General features: G+C 49.8%; 12 protein-coding genes and 3 rRNA genes. 9 read left to right on the forward strand and 6 right to left on the reverse strand.

Annotated elements, in window-relative coordinates:
• Positions 1-276 precede the first annotated feature (276 nt).
• Together ppc and K0H59_RS19690 are read left to right on the forward strand one after the other, a co-directional pair.
• Complete coding sequence (ppc, locus tag K0H59_RS19685; RefSeq protein ID WP_220054121.1) at positions 277-2,946, forward strand: phosphoenolpyruvate carboxylase; 2,670 nt, start codon at positions 277-279, stop codon at positions 2,944-2,946.
• Positions 2,946-3,491, forward strand: a complete 546-nt coding sequence (locus K0H59_RS19690) for a DUF1439 domain-containing protein (protein ID WP_220054122.1) — start codon at positions 2,946-2,948, stop codon at positions 3,489-3,491. The genes ppc and K0H59_RS19690 overlap by 1 nt, the downstream gene beginning before the upstream one ends.
• Positions 3,492-3,588: 97 nt before the next feature.
• Here K0H59_RS19690 and K0H59_RS19695 read toward each other — a convergent pair whose 3' ends face one another.
• The 6 genes from K0H59_RS19695 to K0H59_RS19720 all read right to left on the reverse strand — a co-directional run bounded on the left by K0H59_RS19695 (position 3,589) and on the right by K0H59_RS19720 (position 12,702).
• A complete protein-coding gene (locus K0H59_RS19695) occupies positions 3,589-4,863 on the reverse strand; it encodes a CinA family nicotinamide mononucleotide deamidase-related protein (RefSeq protein ID WP_041412847.1) in 1,275 nt (424 codons plus the stop codon).
• A gap of 270 nt (positions 4,864-5,133) precedes the next feature.
• Positions 5,134-5,249: ribosomal RNA gene (gene rrf, locus K0H59_RS19700) — 5S ribosomal RNA — on the reverse strand.
• Between the two features lie 130 nt (positions 5,250-5,379).
• Positions 5,380-8,272 (reverse strand): 23S ribosomal RNA (locus K0H59_RS19705).
• A gap of 309 nt (positions 8,273-8,581) precedes the next feature.
• Positions 8,582-10,124, reverse strand: a 16S ribosomal RNA gene (locus K0H59_RS19710).
• The 16S, 23S and 5S rRNA genes sit together here, the layout of an rRNA operon.
• Positions 10,125-10,843: 719 nt before the next feature.
• The gene (locus K0H59_RS19715; protein ID WP_011718636.1) at positions 10,844-11,749 is read right to left on the reverse strand and encodes a helix-turn-helix transcriptional regulator; all 906 of its coding nucleotides are present in this window, start codon (positions 11,747-11,749) and stop codon (positions 10,844-10,846) included.
• Positions 11,750-11,805: 56 nt separating this feature from the next.
• On the reverse strand, positions 11,806-12,702 hold the full coding sequence (locus K0H59_RS19720) for a formate dehydrogenase accessory sulfurtransferase FdhD (protein WP_011718637.1): 897 nt from the start codon (positions 12,700-12,702) through the stop codon (positions 11,806-11,808).
• 296 nt (positions 12,703-12,998) lie between these two features.
• On the opposite strand from K0H59_RS19720, the gene K0H59_RS19725 reads away from it, so the two are divergent.
• The 7 genes from K0H59_RS19725 to fdh3B all read left to right on the forward strand — a co-directional run bounded on the left by K0H59_RS19725 (position 12,999) and on the right by fdh3B (position 20,525).
• Entirely contained in the window at positions 12,999-13,463 is a 465-nt protein-coding gene (locus K0H59_RS19725) for a DUF3305 domain-containing protein (protein ID WP_011718638.1), read from the forward strand.
• A complete protein-coding gene (locus K0H59_RS19730; RefSeq protein ID WP_220054123.1) occupies positions 13,463-14,131 on the forward strand; it encodes a DUF3306 domain-containing protein in 669 nt (222 codons plus the stop codon). Before K0H59_RS19725 ends, K0H59_RS19730 begins: the two co-directional genes overlap by 1 nt.
• Before the next feature lie 186 nt (positions 14,132-14,317).
• The gene (locus K0H59_RS19735; protein ID WP_220055641.1) at positions 14,318-15,979 is read left to right on the forward strand and encodes a 4Fe-4S binding protein; all 1,662 of its coding nucleotides are present in this window, start codon (positions 14,318-14,320) and stop codon (positions 15,977-15,979) included.
• Positions 15,980-15,989: 10 nt separating this feature from the next.
• A complete protein-coding gene (locus K0H59_RS19740) occupies positions 15,990-16,667 on the forward strand; it encodes a molecular chaperone (protein WP_088212448.1) in 678 nt (225 codons plus the stop codon).
• A gap of 167 nt (positions 16,668-16,834) precedes the next feature.
• Positions 16,835-17,032, forward strand: coding sequence for a twin-arginine translocation signal domain-containing protein (locus K0H59_RS19745; protein ID WP_011074127.1), 198 nt, complete (start codon positions 16,835-16,837; stop codon positions 17,030-17,032).
• Between the two features lie 17 nt (positions 17,033-17,049).
• Entirely contained in the window at positions 17,050-19,902 is a 2,853-nt protein-coding gene (locus K0H59_RS19750) for a molybdopterin-dependent oxidoreductase (protein WP_220055642.1), read from the forward strand.
• Positions 19,903-19,928: 26 nt separating this feature from the next.
• Positions 19,929-20,525 carry a formate dehydrogenase FDH3 subunit beta gene (gene fdh3B / locus K0H59_RS19755; protein ID WP_007651894.1) on the forward strand — a complete coding sequence of 199 codons (597 nt, stop codon included), beginning with the start codon at positions 19,929-19,931 and terminating at the stop codon, positions 20,523-20,525.
• The last annotated feature ends 9 nt before the right edge of the window (positions 20,526-20,534 follow it).

The following is a 20,534-nucleotide window of genomic DNA, read 5'->3' on the forward strand; positions in this document are numbered from 1 at the left end:
CGAAAATGATGCAGTTCATATTCACTTCCACTAAACATAATAAAATATTGCGTTAGCTCGCATTTATATTGAATATTCCTCAACAATTATCGCGATTAGTTGCATATAAGATAAGCCAGTCGTATAAGTTATAAGTTCTGCTGTTGACCATTGCCCTCAGTGGTGGGTATTGTGCTAGCGGGCTATATACCCAAGCGACCTGAAGAGACGAGTTTCATCACCTACAGGTTATTTGGGTATATTGCGGATTTTTATATTTTTCAATTCGGAGTAACTATGGCAGGTAATGTGGCAGACAATGTGACCGACATGTATGCGTCGTTAAGATCGAACGTGAGTATGTTAGGGCAGATCCTGGGCGATACGATGCGCACCCACCTCGGCGATTCTTTCCTCGAGAAGGTTGAGCAAATTCGTAAACTCGCAAAAGACTCCCGCCGTGGCGATGAAGCAGCACGGGAGCAAATGCTAGAACTGCTCACCGCACTCCCCGATGAAGAGTTAGTGCCTTTTGCCAAAGCCTTCAACCAATTCCTCAACTTAGCAAACTTATCCGAACAATTTCATACTATTAGCCGTAACTGCGATGAACTGGTTTGCGTACCGGATCCGGTCGAACAGTTGCTTGGCCGCATGCTTAATGGCCGCATCGATCAAACCAAGATGTTGGATTGCTTAAAGACGCTGGATATCGACTTAGTCCTCACCGCGCATCCAACGGAAATCTCTCGCCGCACACTGATCCAAAAATATGCTGCGATTGTGGATTGCCTCGCCGAGCAAGAAAACAATCAACTGTCCGACAGAGAGCGCCGCCAAATTAATCTGCGTCTGCGCCAGTTAATCGCCCAAATCTGGCACACCAATGAAATTCGCCGTGAACGCCCAACACCAGTGGATGAAGCCCGCTGGGGGTTATCGACGATTGAAGAATCCCTCTGGCATGCTGTTCCCGACTTTTTAAGGCAACTCAACGATCAAGTACAAGATCGCACTGGCCAGCAATTGCCTATCGATATCGCGCCAGTACGCTTCTCAAGCTGGATGGGTGGCGATCGCGACGGCAACCCCTTTGTGACCGCTAAAGTCACCCAAGAAGTGCTAGATCGTAATCGCCATGCCGCCGCCCGTTTATTCCTCAAGGATATAGTGTTGCTGGTTGGCGAGTTATCGATGGAAGAAGCCAACAGCGAGCTGATGGCGTATACCAACAATAGCTGCGAACCCTATCGTTTTGTGCTGCGCTCACTAAGACAAAAACTGCGCGACACCATAGATTACTTAAACGCCCGCATCGAAGGCCACAATCCAGAAGTGGATAAATCGACGCTGATTTGGCAAGAAAGCGACCTGAAAGCGCCGCTAGAGATGCTGTACAAGAGTCTATGTGACTGCGGCATGCGTTTGATAGCTAACGGTTTACTACTCGACATTCTGCGCCGCCTCGCTTGTTTTGGCATCCATATGTTAAGGCTCGACATCCGCCAAGACGCCGGCCGTCACTGCGATGTCCTTGCAGAGTTAACCCGCTATCTAGGTATGGGTGACTTTAATCATTGGGATGAAACTGAAAAACAAGCCTTCTTACTGCGTGAACTCAGTAACCGTCGTCCGCTGATCCCAAGCAACTGGCAACCTTCCGCCGACGTAGCCGAAGTGCTTAACACTTGCCGCTTAATTGCTAAACATCCTGCTAAGGCCTTGGGCTCCTATGTGATCTCGATGGCGAGCAAGCCTTCAGATGTATTAACCGTATTATTACTGCTCAAAGAAACCGGCTGCACTCACCCTATGCGAGTTGTGCCGCTATTTGAAACCTTAAGCGACTTAAATAATGCCGCCGAGTGTATTACCGCACTGCTCGATATCGACTGGTATCGTGGTTACACCAAAGGCATGCAAGAGGTGATGATCGGCTATTCTGACTCGGCCAAAGACGCAGGTGTAATGGCAGCCGCTTGGGCACAATACCGTGCACAGGAACAGTTAGTCGCCGTCTGTAAACAGGCTGGCGTTAAGCTGACGCTGTTCCATGGTCGTGGTGGCAGTATTGGTCGCGGCGGCGGCCCTGCTCACAAAGCGATTCTGTCACAACCGCCCGGCTCAGTTGATGGTCGTATTCGCGTCACCGAGCAAGGTGAGATGATCCGCTTTAAGTTCGGCCTGCCTAAATTGGCGGTGCAAAGCTTAGCCCTGTACACCTCAGCAGTGTTAGAAGCGACCTTGCTTCCACCGCCCGAGCCTAAGCAGGAATGGCGCAATTGTATGGAGCGTATTGCTGAGGAGTCAGTGAGTGCTTACCGCGGTATTGTCCGTGAAGAGCCGGATTTTGTGCCTTATTTCCGTGCAGCCACACCGGAAGTTGAACTGGGCAAACTACCATTAGGCAGTCGCCCAGCCAAACGCCGTGTCGATGGCGGTATCGAGAGCTTACGTGCCATTCCTTGGATTTTTGCTTGGTCACAAAACCGCTTAATGTTGCCAGCATGGCTCGGCGCCGGTGAAGCATTACAGGCTGCCTGCCAACGTGGCGAAATGGGCTTACTACAAGATATGGAGCGCGAATGGCCTTTCTTTAGCACACGGATTTCCATGCTGGAGATGGTATACGCCAAGGCGGAACCTAACTTGGCGCGTTACTATGAAACCTGCTTAGTACCGACCAATCTACATCACTTAGGCGAAACTTTACGCCAGCGTTTAGATCTCGGCATTAAAGTGGTGCTGGAGCTAACTAAATCGGATACCTTAATGGCGCATACACCGTGGAATCGCGAATCAGTCAAACTGCGCAATCCCTATATCGATCCATTAAACTTCCTGCAGACCGAGTTATTGGCTCGTACCCGCAAGGAAACAACCGAAGCTCCCGCTTCCGAACACGTGCAACTCGCCTTAATGCTGACGATTGCCGGTGTCGCGGCGGGCATGAGAAACACAGGTTAATGAAAAAACTCACGCTTAGCCTTTGCATGGGATTATCTGTACTGCTTGGCGGCTGCGTCACGCAGTACAGTATCAGCGAGCATGAAATGGAGCAGTATCTCAGCAAAGAGATCCATTTTGAGGTGAAACAAGGTAATCAACTGGTGGGCGCGCAAGTGCGCATTAACGACATCAGTGTCAGACTCGGCGAAAAGCCTGACACTATGAGCGTAAGTGCGGCCACTCAAGTGTCCATCACTAATCCTATTTTTCCGTTGAAAGCGCAACTTTCAACCACCTTTGAGGCTAAGCCTTGGTATGACAGTGCCACCCACAGTGTCTACCTACGCCAGCTTGAATTGGTGAAAGTCGAATCAACGCCTAAGGATATCGAGAAAGCCATCAGTAGCGCAACGCCACAGGTTATGGGCTACTTAAGGCATTTCCTCGAGAATCAGCCCGTTTATGTACTCGATACGAAGGACAGTAATCAGGCGCTGATGGCGAAGATGACCGAGAGCATTCAAGTGGCTCCTGGCAAATTAGTCCTTAAATTCACTAAATAACGGCTTGTGCTGCCAACCATTCGCCATAAAAAATGCTCCCTCGGGAGCATTTTTGTTAATCCAGTTAGACTGACTAAACCCCGTTAGTCCGCAAAAGTTACTTGCTGAAACGCCCTATAGACTGGTAATCCACAATCACAGCTTCGGTGAGTAATTCACGTCTTAACATATCGTACGCCACCGCCGCACTTAAGCTACGCACTAAATCCCGTGAACGTCGCGGCAGTTTAATCATTTGGCTGTAAACGCCACTGCGGGTTGCCAAGGCAATTGCAACTGTCCCTACGGGCTTCTCTTCGGTTCCGCCATCAGGTCCCGCTATCCCACTGGTCGCTAAGGCAAAATCACTGTCTAAGATAGCACGCGCACCCTTGGCCATTTCTTCGACCGTGGGAATAGAAACAGCGCCGTGATCATCTAAGGTCGCCGGATTAACCCCTAACACTCGTACCTTAGATTCATTACTGTAAGTCACCAGACCATGTTGCAAATAGGAAGAACTGCCCGGGAAGTCCACTAACTGACTGGTAATCATACCACCCGTACAAGACTCGGCAACACTCAAGGTCAAGCCAGAATTCAGTAACTTAGTATGGATTTCCTCGGCAAGCGTTGCTTTATCTTCGGCGACAACCGCAGTACCCAACACCATTTTGATGTGCCCAGTCACTCGTGGTAGCAAAGCTATCGCCTTCTCACCGCGGGCAAAGATCTTGATTTCAATATGCGGCATGGAGGAGCGATAACCAATGGTAATCCCCTCAGGCAACTCCAATGGCTCAATTTTGTCGGCAAGGGAAGACTCGCCATGGCCTATGGTCAGCAACTTCTTCAATGCCACCTTAGCGTCGAGGTCAAACTCTTCACGGATAAAAGGAATAAATTGCTCCTTTACCATATGCTTGAGTTCAAATGGCACGCCAGGGGTGAAGAACAACCAGGCCCGATTCAACTTCACTCTAAATCCACAGGCCGTGCCGACGGGGTTATCCACCATCACTGCGGACTCAGGCAACATCGCCTGCTTCAAATTACTGACGGGCATCTCACGGTTATTGCGTGTAAACCAATCTTCTAAATGCTGACGCCATTCGCGATTCTCAACCAGAGACTCTCCCTTAGCCTTAGCCATTGCTTCGGCAGACATATCATCACTGGTAGGCCCCAAGCCGCCATTTACTAAGATGACATCGGCATGCAAGCTACGCTCTTGGAAAACCGCAATTAAATCCTCGAGGCGATCCCCCACAGTCACTCGTCGTTGGATCTCAATGCCATGTTCCATCATAGTGCTGGCAAACCAGGCCGCGTTAGTATCAACAATCTGACCCGACAGCACCTCTTCCCCAGTACAAATCATCTCTAACTTCATCATAGATCCTTAGCTACCCCAATAAATTACTGCATAAGGTAAGTAACCTCTGAAGTAATAGCAAGAGCCGCTATCGGCTGGTAGGGTTCCGTAGTGTGAAGAAAATAAGGCTGTAAGTCGCGATTTAGCGAACATTAGGAGTGTGCGAGTTAAAGAGGCTGAAAATTGGAATGAATGATTTCAAAATCACAATCTAAAAATGGCAAACGCCAAAAACAAAAAGCCAGCTTATTCAGCTGGCTTCATGCTCTCTTCACGAGAAAATTAGGCGCTTGGCGATGACCTACTCTCACATGGGGAGACCCCACACTACCATCGGCGCGATTGCGTTTCACTTCTGAGTTCGGGATGGGATCAGGTGGGACCACAATGCTATTGTCACCAAGCAAATTTGTTATTTACTACCCGTCTTATCTCATGCAGACAGTAAATTAAATTCGGAAAGCTGGTTTGAGTTGCACTTCTTAAGTGTTTGTATTCAAGCTAAGTACTCTTAGCAAAACCCATCTGGGTTGTATGGTTAAGCCTCTCGAGTCATTAGTATCAGTTAGCTCAACGCCTCACAACGCTTACACACCTGACCTATCAACGTCCTAGTCTCGAACGGCTCTTTAGTGGACTTATAGTCCAAGGGATGACTCATCTTGGGGCTCGCTTCCCGCTTAGATGCTTTCAGCGGTTATCGATTCCGAACATAGCTACCGGGCAATGCCATTGGCATGACAACCCGAACACCAGCGGTTCGTTCACTCCGGTCCTCTCGTACTAGGAGCAACTCCCCTCAATCATCCAACGCCCACGGCAGATAGGGACCGAACTGTCTCACGACGTTCTGAACCCAGCTCGCGTACCACTTTAAATGGCGAACAGCCATACCCTTGGGACCGACTTCAGCCCCAGGATGTGATGAGCCGACATCGAGGTGCCAAACACCGCCGTCGATATGAACTCTTGGGCGGTATCAGCCTGTTATCCCCGGAGTACCTTTTATCCGTTGAGCGATGGCCCTTCCATTCAGAACCACCGGATCACTATGACCTACTTTCGTACCTGCTCGACGTGTCTGTCTCGCAGTTAAGCTGGCTTATGCCATTGCACTAACCGTACGATGTCCGACCGTACTTAGCCAACCTTCGTGCTCCTCCGTTACTCTTTGGGAGGAGACCGCCCCAGTCAAACTACCCACCAGGCACTGTCCTTAACCCCGATTAGGGGCCCAAGTTAGAACATCAACACTACAAGGGTGGTATTTCAAGGACGACTCCATCAGAACTAGCGTTCCAACTTCAAAGTCTCCCACCTATCCTACACATGTAGGGTCAATGTTCAGTGCCAAGCTATAGTAAAGGTTCACGGGGTCTTTCCGTCTAGCCGCGGGTATACGGCATCTTCACCGCAATTTCAACTTCACTGAGTCTCGGCTGGAGACAGCGTGGCCATCATTACGCCATTCGTGCAGGTCGGAACTTACCCGACAAGGAATTTCGCTACCTTAGGACCGTTATAGTTACGGCCGCCGTTTACCGGGGCTTCGATCATGAGCTTCTCTTGCGATAACCCAATCAATTAACCTTCCGGCACCGGGCAGGCGTCACACCGTATACGTCATCTTGCGATTTTGCACAGTGCTGTGTTTTTGATAAACAGTTGCAGCCACCTGGTATCTGCGACTGCCGTCAGCTTAGGGAGCAAGTCCCATCACCAACAGCAGCGTACCTTCTCCCGAAGTTACGGTACCATTTTGCCTAGTTCCTTCAGCCGAGTTCTCTCAAGCGCCTTGGTATTCTCTACCCGACCACCTGTGTCGGTTTGGGGTACGATTCCCGCTAACCTGAAGCTTAGAAGATTTTCCTGGAAGCATGGCATCAACTACTTCATCCCCTTGGGGACTCGTCATCAGCTCTCAGTGTATAGTGACCCGGATTTGCCTAAGTCACCCACCTACCACCTTAAACGCGGACTACCAACGCCGCGCTAGCCTAGCCTTCTCCGTCTCTCCATCGCAGTTAGCGGAAGTACAGAAATATTAATCTGTTTCCCATCGACTACGCCTTTCGGCCTCGCCTTAGGGGTCGACTCACCCTGCCCCGATTAACGTTGGACAGGAACCCTTGGTCTTTCGGCGAGGGGGTTTTTCACCCCCTTTATCGTTACTCATGTCAGCATTCGCACTTCTGATACCTCCAGCGTGGGTTACCCCTTCACCTTCAACGGCTTACAGAACGCTCCTCTACCGCGCAACCCTAAAGGATTGCACCCGTAGCTTCGGTGGTATGTTTAGCCCCGTTACATCTTCCGCGCAGGCCGACTCGACTAGTGAGCTATTACGCTTTCTTTAAATGATGGCTGCTTCTAAGCCAACATCCTAGCTGTCTAAGCCTTCCCACATCGTTTCCCACTTAACATACACTTTGGGACCTTAGCTGACGGTCTGGGTTGTTTCCCTTTTGACGACGGACGTTAGCACCCGCCGTCTGTCTCCCGGATAGCACTCTTTGGTATTCGGAGTTTGCAAAGGGTTGGTAAGTCGGGATGACCCCCTAGCCTTAACAGTGCTCTACCCCCAAAGGTGTTCGTCCGAGGCGCTACCTAAATAGCTTTCGAGGAGAACCAGATATCTCCCGGTTTGATTGGCCTTTCACCCCCAGCCACAAGTCATCCGCTAATTTTTCAACATTAGTCGGTTCGGTCCTCCAGTTGATGTTACTCAACCTTCAACCTGCCCATGGCTAGATCACCGGGTTTCGGGTCTACGCCTTGCAACTAAACGCGCAGTTAACACTCGGTTTCCCTACGGCTCCGCTATTCGCTTAACCTCGCTACAAAACGTAAGTCGCTGACCCATTATACAAAAGGTACGCAGTCACGGTCTCAAGAACCGCTCCCACTGCTTGTACGTATACGGTTTCAGGTTCTATTTCACTCCCCTCACAGGGGTTCTTTTCGCCTTTCCCTCACGGTACTGGTTCACTATCGGTCAGTCAGGAGTATTTAGCCTTGGAGGATGGTCCCCCCATATTCAAACAGGATATCACGTGTCCCGCCTTACTCGTTTTCATCAAAGGTTAGTTTTCGTGTACGGGGCTATCACCCTGTGCCGCTGGACTTTCCAGACCATTCCACTAACACCCCTCTGACTTAAGGGCTAATCCCCGTTCGCTCGCCGCTACTAGGGGAATCTCGGTTGATTTCTTTTCCTAAGGGTACTTAGATGTTTCAGTTCCCCTCGTTTGCCTCGCAACGCTATGTATTCACGTTACGATAACAGCTTATGCTGCTGGGTTCCCCCATTCGGACATCGTTAGCTCAAATGCTTGTTACTAGCTCGCCAACGCTTTTCGCAAGTTACTACGTCCTTCATCGCCTCTGACTGCCAAGGCATCCACCGTATACGCTTAGTCGCTTAACCATACAACCCAAATGAGTTTCACTCACCTAGGTCGTTGCGACCAGCTGGTTTTACTTGTCTCATTTCCGACCAAGGAAATGGACTCGCCTTAGACTTGAATATTCAAGACACTTAAAAAGTGTTTTAAGAACTCAATTTTTTCGTATTAACACAACGACAGACATCATTGCATTAATTACTATCAGCTTTCCAAATTGTTAAAGAACAATGCTTACCGGCAAGCGGTGCATTTCGCTCTCCCTCCTCTTTCGAGAAGTTCAACAAGCCATCTGTGTGAACACTCAACAAACATCGAGTTAGTCGTATAGGTAAGGAGGTGATCCAGCCCCAGGTTCCCCTAGGGCTACCTTGTTACGACTTCACCCCAGTCATGAACCACAAAGTGGTGAGCGCCCTCCCGAAGGTTAAGCTACCCACTTCTTTTGCAGCCCACTCCCATGGTGTGACGGGCGGTGTGTACAAGGCCCGGGAACGTATTCACCGTGGCATTCTGATCCACGATTACTAGCGATTCCGACTTCATGGAGTCGAGTTGCAGACTCCAATCCGGACTACGACGAGCTTTGTGAGATTAGCTCCACCTCGCGGCTTTGCAACCCTCTGTACTCGCCATTGTAGCACGTGTGTAGCCCTACTCGTAAGGGCCATGATGACTTGACGTCGTCCCCACCTTCCTCCGGTTTATCACCGGCAGTCTCCCTAGAGTTCCCGCCATTACGCGCTGGCAAATAAGGATAGGGGTTGCGCTCGTTGCGGGACTTAACCCAACATTTCACAACACGAGCTGACGACAGCCATGCAGCACCTGTCTCAGAGTTCCCGAAGGCACTAAGCTATCTCTAGCGAATTCTCTGGATGTCAAGAGTAGGTAAGGTTCTTCGCGTTGCATCGAATTAAACCACATGCTCCACCGCTTGTGCGGGCCCCCGTCAATTCATTTGAGTTTTAACCTTGCGGCCGTACTCCCCAGGCGGTCTACTTAATGCGTTAGCTTGAGAGCCCAGTGTTCAAGACACCAAACTCCGAGTAGACATCGTTTACGGCGTGGACTACCAGGGTATCTAATCCTGTTTGCTCCCCACGCTTTCGTGCCTGAGCGTCAGTCTTTGTCCAGGGGGCCGCCTTCGCCACCGGTATTCCTCCAGATCTCTACGCATTTCACCGCTACACCTGGAATTCTACCCCCCTCTACAAGACTCTAGTTTGCCAGTTCGAAATGCAATTCCCAGGTTGAGCCCGGGGCTTTCACATCTCGCTTAACAAACCGCCTGCGCACGCTTTACGCCCAGTAATTCCGATTAACGCTTGGACCCTCCGTATTACCGCGGCTGCTGGCACGGAGTTAGCCGGTCCTTCTTCTGTAGGTAACGTCACAGCTGCAAGGTATTAACTTACAACCTTTCCTCCCTACTGAAAGTGCTTTACAACCCGAAGGCCTTCTTCACACACGCGGCATGGCTGCATCAGGGTTTCCCCCATTGTGCAATATTCCCCACTGCTGCCTCCCGTAGGAGTCTGGGCCGTGTCTCAGTCCCAGTGTGGCTGATCATCCTCTCAGAACAGCTAGGGATCGTCGCCTTGGTGAGCCATTACCTCACCAACTAGCTAATCCCACCTAGGTTCATCCAATCGCGGAAGGCCCGAAGGTCCCCTCCTTTCCCCCGTAGGGCGTATGCGGTATTAGCAGTCGTTTCCAACTGTTATCCCCCACGACTGGGCAGATCCCTAGGCATTACTCACCCGTCCGCCGCTCGCCACCTCAGGAGTAAACTCCCTTGTGCTGCCGCTCGACTTGCATGTGTTAGGCCTGCCGCCAGCGTTCAATCTGAGCCATGATCAAACTCTTCAATTAAAAGTTTTGTGAACCCTAAGGTTCGGCTCAATGAATTCTGATTTGTCGTTTCAACCCGAAAGTCAAAACAAACTGTACATATTGCTATGAACACTCATTCATTGATTTAAATTTTGATTACTCGCCAAACGGCAGAGTAATTTCGATTAACTCAACACCTGTGAGTGTCCACACAGATTTCTTGTTTAGATTGTTAAAGAGCATTTGACCTCAGCTTTCGCGTTACCGCTCAGCGGGTCAGGGCTGCGTATTCTACGCATTTCCCGTGTCGCGTCAAGGCGTTTTTGCAAACTTCTTGATGCTTTCGAATCAACTGCACATTTTGCATTCGATTCTCACTGATACCGCGTTCGCTTTCGCTGTCTGCCGTGTCAGTGGATGCGCATTATAGGCAGCAGAACTTTTTGCGCAAGGGCTTTTTTGAAGTTTTTTGCATTATTTTTCAAATGCCTTTTTACACCCAAATTAGGCACAAGCTACCCACGAGTTATACCCATAGTTATCCACAGCCGCTGTATTTATCACCACTAAGTGCAGCTCAAAATCGCTAAGTGAAACAATTTATCACTCAATACAGACGCGTGGTTGCAATATTAAAGAAGGAATAAAGATGAAATTCGGCAATGAGGATAGAAAAGGTAAATAGAGGAAGTCGCGACCTTATACTTATTATAGCTATATAAAGTATAAGGTCGCGCAACGCGCGCTTACTTGTGGTGTTAGTTAGCACTCCACAGTAACTGGCCGCAATCGGTAAGATCGTACCCACCTAATAACGAAGCCATTTGGCGCGTATGCCCGCTACTTAACATAGTAAAGAGCTGTTGCAGTTGTCTGCGGAAGTAAATGCTTTGGGGCATCACAAAGTCGAAGGACTCTTTGACGAGAGGCACGAAGCTTAAGCCGCTCTCTAGGGCAACGGATTGGCAACCGAAACCAATGTCGGCATCACCCCGCGCGATATATCCTGCAAGTTCACGTTCGCTATAGGCCGTTAGCACCACATTGAGTTGATCTAAACGTGCCCCTTGCTTTAATAGCCATTGTTCTAGATGTTGCTGACTACCAGCGCCACCTTGGCGACTGACCCAACGCCAGGGTAAGGTGAGTACCTTATCCTCTTCTTGGCATCTGTGGTGCATATCGGTACGCATGATCAAGCCTTGCTGGCGGGAATAACCATGCACCATGATCCATTGTTGGTGGTTTTGATAACCTTTAAGTAAGGCTGGATGACGGATATTCCTATCCTCCATGCTACCCCAGTGCAGGGTACAAACGTCGGCATAGCCCTTTGCTAATAGCTCTAACCCGAGGCGCGAGCCCGTTGCGCTGTAACTGATCAGTTCACGGCTCCCTACCTGTGCCATCAAGCGCGCCACTAACATAGAAAGCAGAGGATCATCGCTGCCAGTGATCAAGAGCCGGTCGGTTAACATACCGCTGTGGCAGGAGTCCATCACCCAGCGGTCAATTAGAACCTTAGGGAATAACCATTTACCGGTGATTTTCGTTGCAGGCAGAATTCGGTCATTCGCCATAGCGTAGACTTTCTTCTCGTTCAGATCTAAATACTCAGCAACCTGCTTCGCGCTCATGTAAATCAATTCACTGGCGGATGTCATCTTATATCCTTGTCGTCCTATCTCTTCTAAATTCAACCGATACCATCATTAGCAGCTTATTTGCCTACAGTGGTATTCGCATCAAATTCGATGTTTTCACTACCGTGATAGATCAAAAAGTGGCGCCCTTTCGCTCGGGCAATAATGGTGATGCCCAGCTGCTGCGCAAGCTCTAGCCCCATTTGCGTCACGCCACTGCGCGATAGCAAAACGGGGATCCCCATCTTGGCAACCTTGATCACCATCTCCGAGGTGAGTCGCCCCGTGGTATAGAAAATCTTGTTATCGCCCCGATCCTGAGCCAACCACATATCGCCCGCTAAGGTGTCCACAGCATTGTGGCGCCCGACATCTTCTACGAAGGCAAGAATTTGGTCGTTCTCGCAGACACCACAGCCATGAACGGCGCCGGCATTCTTATAAGTGTCATTATATTCATTGATATTTTTAAGCAAACTGTAGAGCGTACTTTGCTTCAGGCTTGGTGTGGGCAGCTGGATATCATCTAAATCCTGCATAAAACTGCCATAAACTGTTCCTTGGCCACAGCCTGAAGTCACGGTTTTTTCTGATAATTTTTGCTCGATATCGGCAGTTTGCTCGCGGGTTAACACGGCGGCGGAGTTCACATCCCAATCGACAATCACTGAGTCCAACTGGCTAACATCGGAAATAAAGCCTTGATTTTTAAGATAGCCTAACGCAAGCGACTCGGGTTTAGCCCCTAAGGTCATTAAGGTCACAATCGGACGCCAGTTCAGGTAAACCGTTAAAGGTCGCTCACAGGCAACATGCTTATCGATCACTTCACCCGATTCGTCTACGGCTTTGACGGCAATCGTTAACGGCACTTCAGCCTGGGTTTTCACAAAAGTGAAGGCTGGTTTCGCTGGCGATGGGTGGTCATTGGGCTGTGCTTGCTGAGCAATATTAGAACTATTATCAGAAATCATAATGTTACCGCTTTACGTGTGATGGCATCAGCATAGCAATATTTATACCTAGGTATGAAACTCTGGGCTAAATGCGTGATCCGTCGCAATTATGAATATTCCAGTGGGCGTAAATGTCCCAGACAAAATGACCCATTAGACAAAATGTCCTAAATTTACCCTTATTTTGATGATCCACCTCAAACAAATACCCCCTGTTTAATGGCATTAATATTGCAGTGACCTTTTATCGCAATCAGTAGGGGAAAGAGAACCGTTCGCTCAGGTTCGCCCCTCTCGGCTGAAACGGAGAGACAATGCAACATACCACTAGTGTTTGGCCAATGTACGTTTCGCTCAAAAAAGTAGAGAAACAAATGGGTCGTTGGACCTCAGTACAATGGGAAATCGATCATCTACTGCCCGCCACCCACGAAGCTCCCGAAGGCGCAACCTTAGTACTGCTAGAACTGCACAAAGACGAGCGCGCCAGTTATCGCATCAACCTCGACATGGATAATGCCATGCTGTACTTGGTCTGCGATGAAATGGCAGACGGCACTTGGGTACCCGCGCTACTCTCGGCGGATCAAAACGTGGCGGCAGGCTGCCTTGAAGGCAACACCCCCGTTATCAACATGCTGATGCCAGAGGCGATCGCCTGCTGGATTGAAGCCTTTATCACCCAATACGGCGAAGTTGAAATCGCCGCATATCGCCGCAAGCATGTCGACCACCGTAAAAACCAAGGCCCTAGCCGCGACCCATTGCGGAGGGACTAATGGCTGACTCAACCCCAAAGGCTAACGGCTTTTTTAGCCGTTGGAGCCAGCGCCGTGAGCAGGTCGCCGCCGAAGAAGCCGCACTTGCAGCTCAAACGGCCGAAAAAACCGCGGAAGCAAACTTAAATACCACAACTGAGCCCACCGTGGTTGAGCCTGCCGCGCCGACTTCTGAACCTCAGGATACCCTCCCACAAACCGATGAGGATCCCAACCGCCTCCTCACCGCGGAAGAGTTGCCCAATCCCGAAGAAATTGAGATTGGCGGCAGCTTTGCTAAGTTTATGGGAGCCAATGTTGACCCAGCGGCCAAAACGGCGGCGCTACGAGCCTTGTGGAAACAGCCCCATTTCAATGAGATAGATGGTCTCTTGGAATATGCGCTCGACTACAGTAATCAGCCCAAGCTGACGCCAGAGGTGTCCGCCGAGTTAGCCCAAAAAGTATTCCGTTTTATCACCAAAGAGAATGAAGAGTCAGACGAAGATCCGACCTCAATCCCCAGCGATGCGGTGGTGAATACAGAAAATGCAATGGAATCAAAAAACAGTGATGTCGAAACCGAATTAGCAAACACTCAGATCACGGACAATTTGGATGGGGAGACTGATGACCTACCCCAAAATGCACCAGAGCCAGTCGCTCAGATGCAAAAGCCTGTTGTTTAATGTCAGTTTAGCTAATTTTTATGTCCATAACTTTGGTATGTGAATTGCTGTACTAAGGGATAAAAACTTAGATAAAAGCAGAAAAGGCAAGGACTTAGTCTCAAATTACCGCCTAAATCTGCAGCAAAACAGCTATAAAAGAGCAGCCAAAGTACTGTTCAGGAACGCAATGTGAGCACTCATTTGATGACCAATCAAACCCAGCTTGCGCTAAAACAAGCGCGGCAAAATGTGTTAGCCCAAACGCAGATTTTACAGAATCTGATCCCGCCAACAGTGAGCTACACCACTGAAGGCACTGTGCTAATTATTGGCCCTGAGGATCTGGCACGCCTCGCGGCGGACAAATTGTCCACTATGGCGAGCCGTGTGATTTTGGCTAACGAAGCGATTACCAGCCAAGATGAAACCCACCTTGAACAGGTGATGGCTGCGTCGACGGATGTCGAAAGCTACTACAACAAACTCATTGGCATTAAAGGATTTTTAGGTCAATTCCAAGTCAGCGTCGAGCATCAAAATGGCGCGGCTGAATTGAGTGTTGTCGCCATTCGTAAACCTCATTTTGATTTGATCCTCGATTTAAGCTGCACACCTTGCTTGAATTTAGAAATGCTGCCGCCGGGCTATTTCTATGTCGGTCAAGACCAAGCCAAACTGGCCGATGCGCTGGAGCAACTGCCCGAACTGGTGGGCCAGTTTGATAAACCCCGTTACGTTAAAATTAATGCCGATCTGTGCGCCCATGATCGTAATGGCATCAACGGTTGTAACCGTTGCCTCAATTTCTGCCCCGCCGATGCGATTAGCAGTGTTGCGAAGAAAATTGAGGTCGACCCTTACCTCTGCCACGGCGCTGGCAGCTGTGCGAGCGCCTGCCCGACGGGTGCGATTGGTTACGACTTACCGACGCCACAGGCACTGCATTCTTACCTGAATAAGATTATCAACCGTTACCGTGAGCAAGCCCAAACCGCCCCCGTGATCCTATTCCACGACAACGCGGTTGGCGCTAGCTTGATAGGTGACGACTTAGCCGGGGATGTGCTCCCCGTTGCCCTCGAAGAAATCACCGTTGCCAGCATTGACCATTGGTTAGCGGCTTTGGCTTGGGGCGCACGCCAAGTGTTAATCCTCAATACCGAGGCGACAGCTCCCACACTCACGCAAATGTTGAAAGGTGAACTCGCTTTAGCCAACAGCATGTTAGATGAAATCGGCCAACCGCAGCGCCTGAGCCTTATCGACCCAAGCATGCTAACGAATTTAGAGCCGCTGCTCGATATCAGCCTCGATTGGCCGGTGATTGTGCCGGGCGCTTTTGCATCGACCACCAAACGTAACACCTTGTTTGACGCGATTGACCATCTGAACAGCCAGGCAGGTGAAATCAACAGTAGTTTAAGTATCAACAACGTCCCCTACGGCAAAGTCAGCGTCAATGTCGAGAAATGTACTCTGTGTATGTCCTGCGTGGCGATTTGCCCCACCATGGCATTGCAAGATGGTGGCGACAAACCTGCACTACACTTTATTGAGCAAAACTGTGTTCAATGTGGCTTATGTGAGGCGGCGTGTCCTGAAAAGGTCATCAGCCTGACGCCACAAATTAACTTTGATAAAGCTGCTCGTCAGCAATTACAAACCCTGAAAGAAGAAGCCCCATTCGAATGTATTCGCTGCGGCTCTCCTTTTGCGACCCAATCTATGGTGCATCGGATGCTGGATATGGTCGGCGCGCACAGCGCATTCTCAGCCAATATTGAACGACTGAAAATGTGTGGCGATTGCCGGGTAAAAGACATGTTTGAAGACATTCTTCAAGATCCTGAAAAGCAACTGCGATAAGAGATCCGCTATGACCGAATCAGTAAGACAAGTATCAGAAAACGATCAGTTGAGAGCCGATATCTATCAACTGTTGGCCGCCCTGTTGCGTCGCCATCCAAGCCCTGAATTGCTGCAATTTTTGGCCAATCTTGAAATCGATGCCAATGAAGACAATGAGATGACCAAGGCTTGGTTATCCCTGCAATTAGCCGCCCAGCAGTTCAGCAGTGAACAATTAGAAGATGAGTATTTTGCCCTGTTCCTCGGTGTGGGTTGCGGCGAAATCCTACCCTATGGCAGCTGGTTTATGACAGGCTCACTGATGGATAAACCGCTGGCATTATTGCGTAACGACTTAATGCAACTCGGTTTTGAACGTGAAGAAAACGTCAAAGAACCCGAGGATCATGTGGCCGCGCTGTGCGAAGTCATGGGCATCTTGATCCTTGAAGCGCCAGGCTACCGTCAATTGGCATTCTATCAACGCCACATCGGCAGTTGGATTCAACGCTTCTGCGACGCCGTCAGCAAAGCCCCAAGCGCGGCGTTTTATGCCACGGTCGCCCATCTTGCGAAGGCATTTTTCGAGATGGAAGCCACCGAATTTGAACAACTGAGTTTAGACATTCCCGTCAATTGCCCCGGCAGTGCGGAGCTACAACCCGCCGCCAGCGATTTAGAAAAACAAGTGGAATTAATGAACTAAACTTAAAACGGTTGGCGATACGCAGATTCAGTGCCTATCGCGTTTTAGTTTGATAGGCAAAGGTGGACTTAAGGTTCACCTTTGCCACAAAAAGGAAGCTTAGGCTTCCACAGTAACCGAGGTGGTCGTGGTATGCATCACCTCATCCAGTAACACAAGGAGACACTATGAAGAAGCAAGCTTCCGACATGGGCCGTCGTCAATTGCTCAAAGCATTGGCACTCGGCAGTGCGGCTGGCGCGGTTGCGACTGTCAGTAGCCAAGCTCTGGCTGCCACCCCAACAGTTGCCCCAAGCGAACCTAAGAGTGACAACTATCGCGAAACCGACCATATCCGTAACTACTATGCGTCGTTGAACAACTAACCAGAGGAGTGTGTGTGATGCGATTAACCCGCAAAACAGACCAAGTCGTCGAGCCCAAAGTGCCCGCCCTCGGTCTTAATCGTCGCCAATTCTTAAAATCTGCAGGTCTTGCCACTGGTGGTATTGCCGCCGCGTCTATGCTTGGCACAGGTATGATGCGTAAAGCACAGGCGCAGGAACATATCCCCCATAATGCACCGACTGAAGTCAAGCGTACCATCTGCTCTCACTGCGCTGTGGGTTGTGGTATCTATGCCGAAGTGCAAAACGGTGTGTGGACAGGTCAAGAACCCGCGTTCGATCATCCATTTAACCAAGGCGGCCACTGCGCGAAAGGGGCTGCACTGCGTGAACACGGCCACGGTGAAAAACGCCTGAAATACCCAATGAAGTTAGAAGGCGGTAAGTGGAAGAAGATCTCTTGGGATCAAGCTATCAATGAAGTGGGCGATAAAATGACGGCGATTCGTCAAGAATCGGGTCCAGACTCTATCTACTTTATGGGTAGTGCTAAGTTCTCTAACGAACAGGCTTACTTATATCGCAAACTCGCGGCACTGTGGGGCACAAACAACGTCGACCACTCAGCCCGTATTTGTCACTCTACCACGGTAGCCGGTGTTGCTAACACTTGGGGCTACGGTGCGCAAACCAACTCGTTAAACGATATCCGCAACTCTAAGTGCATCATGTTCGTGGGTTCAAACCCAAGTGAAGCACACCCTGTCGCCATGCAACACATTCTGGTGGCAAAAGAGCGCGGCGCTAAGATTATCGTTGTTGACCCCCGTTTCACCCGTACTGCAGCCAAGTCTGACGAATACGTGCATATCCGCCCAGGTACCGATATCCCCTTCATCTATGGTCTGTTATGGCACATTTTTGAAAACGGCTGGGAAGATAAAGAGTTCATCAATCAACGTGTTTACGGCATGGAACGTATTCGCGATGAAGTGAAAAAATATACCCCTGAGGAAGTCGAAAACGTTGCAGGCGTGCCTAAGGCGCAAATGTATCGTATCGCAAAAATGTTAGCCGAAACCAAACCAGGCACCATCGTATGGTGTATGGGCGGTACTCAGCACCACGTCGGTAACGCCAACACCCGTTCATACTGTATTTTACAGTTAGCGCTGGGCAACATGGGCGTATCTGGCGGCGGTACCAACATTTTCCGTGGTCACGATAACGTGCAAGGTGCAACAGACTTTGGTCTGTTATTCGACAACTTACCCGGTTACTACGGTTTAACCTCTGGCGCTTGGGCTCACTGGTCTGGCGTTTGGGACTTAGATCCAAAATGGGTTGCTGGCCGTTTCGACCAAGGCGAATACTTAGGTCAAACGCCACAAACCTCAACGGGTATCCCCTGCTCTCGCTGGCACGACGGTGTACTAGAAGATAAAACCAAGATCGCGCAGAAGGACAATATCCGTCTGGCGTTCTTCTGGGGTCAATCAGTTAACACCGAAACCCGTGGCCGTGAAGTGCGTGAAGCGCTGAACAAGTTAGATACTGTGGTCGTTGTCGACCCAATCCCAACGATGGCCGGTGTTATGCACCAGCGTAAAGATGGGGTATATCTGCTCCCAGCGGCGACCCAATTTGAAACCTACGGCTCAGTGTCTGCCACTAACCGTTCGATTCAATGGCGCTCTAAAGTCATCGAGCCACTGTTTGAGTCTCTGCCTGACCACGTGATCATGTATAAACTGGCGAAAAAGCTGGGTATCGAAAAAGAATTCTGTAAGCACATCCAAGTCAATGGCGAAGAGCCATTGATTGAAGATGTGACTCGCGAGTTCAACAAAGGTATGTGGACCGTCGGTTACACAGGTCAAAGCCCTGAACGTTTGAAAATGCACCAAGAAAACTGGGGCACCTTCGATGTAAACAGCCTGACCGCACCGGGCGGCCCAGCTAAAGGTGAAGTTTACGGCTTACCTTGGCCATGCTGGGGTACACCAGAAATGAAACACCCTGGTACCCAAATTCTTTACGATCAATCTAAAGAAGTGAAAGACGGTGGCGGTAATTTCCGTGCCCGTTATGGTGTTGAACACAATGGCGTCAGCATTCTTGCCAACGGTTCATTCTCTAAAGGCAGTGAAATTCAAGATGGTTATCCTGAGTTTACCGCCGACATGCTCAAGCAATTGGGTTGGTGGGATGACTTAACCGAAGACGAGAAGAAACTGGCCGAAGGCAAAAACTGGAAGACAGACCTGTCTGGCGGTATCCAACGTGTTGCTATCAAGCACGGCTGTATTCCTTTCGGTAACGCGAAGGCACGTTGTATCGTGTGGACTTTCCCAGACGATATCCCGCTGCACCGCGAGCCACTCTACACTCCTCGTCGTGACTTAGTCGCTAAGTACCCAACCTACGAAGACCGTATGGTTGCTCGTCTACCGACCCTGTATAAGTCAATTCAGGATAAGGACTTTACCCAAGGCTTCCCACTGACACTGACCTCGGGTCGTTTAGTGGAATACGAAGGTGGTGGTGAAGAATCTCGTTCTAACCCTTGGTTGGCCGAGCTACAACAAGAAATGTTTATCGAAATGAACCCGGCAGACGCTGCTGACCGTGGTATCCGTGACGGTGACAATGTCTTTGTTCATAGCCCTGAAGGCGCCAAGATCACAGTGAAGGCAATGGTGACACCACGGGTTGTTCCGGGTGAATGTTTTATGCCATACCACTTCGCCGGTATCTTCGAAGGTGAAAACCTCGCGAAGAATTACCCAGAAGGTACAGTACCTTATGTACAAGGTGAATCGGCAAACACCATTTTAACTTACGGCTATGACGTTGTGACTCAGATGCAAGAAACTAAGTCCAGCCTTTGCCAAGTTAGCAAAGCCTAACCTACTTGATGAGGAGATAAGCCATTATGGCAGTCATGAAATTTTTGTGTGACACCAAACGCTGCATCGAGTGTAACGGCTGCGTCACAGCATGTAAAAACGAAAACGACTCCGCGCTTGAGTGGGGTATTCAACGTCGCCGCGTGGTGACGATTAACGATGGTCAACCGGGTGAAGCATCGATTTCAGTCGCATGTATGCACTGTACCGACGCACCTTGCATGGCCGTATGTCCGGCAGATTGTTTCTACCGAACCGACGATGGCATTGTGCTACACAACAAAGATACCTGTATCGGTTGTGGCTACTGCTTCTATGCCTGTCCGTTTGGTGCACCACAATTTCCGAAGAAAACCGCCTTCGGTAGCCGCGGTAAAATGGACAAGTGTACTTTCTGTGCCGGTGGCCCAGAAGAAACCTTCTCTGAAGCCGAGCATAAAAAGTACGGTGCAAACCGTATTGCTGAAGGCAAGCTACCTATGTGTGCTGAGCTTTGTTCAACCAAAGCGCTGCTTGCGGGTGATGCGGAAGTGGTATCAAACATCTACCGTCAACGTATGGCCTCTCGAGGCAATCCTAACGTGATTTGGGGTTACAACCCAAAGACCGGTGAGATTAACTAAGCAGAGTGA

This window comes from Shewanella sp. FJAT-51649 (assembly GCF_019457435.1).
Classification (GTDB): domain Bacteria; phylum Pseudomonadota; class Gammaproteobacteria; order Enterobacterales; family Shewanellaceae; genus Shewanella; species Shewanella mangrovisoli.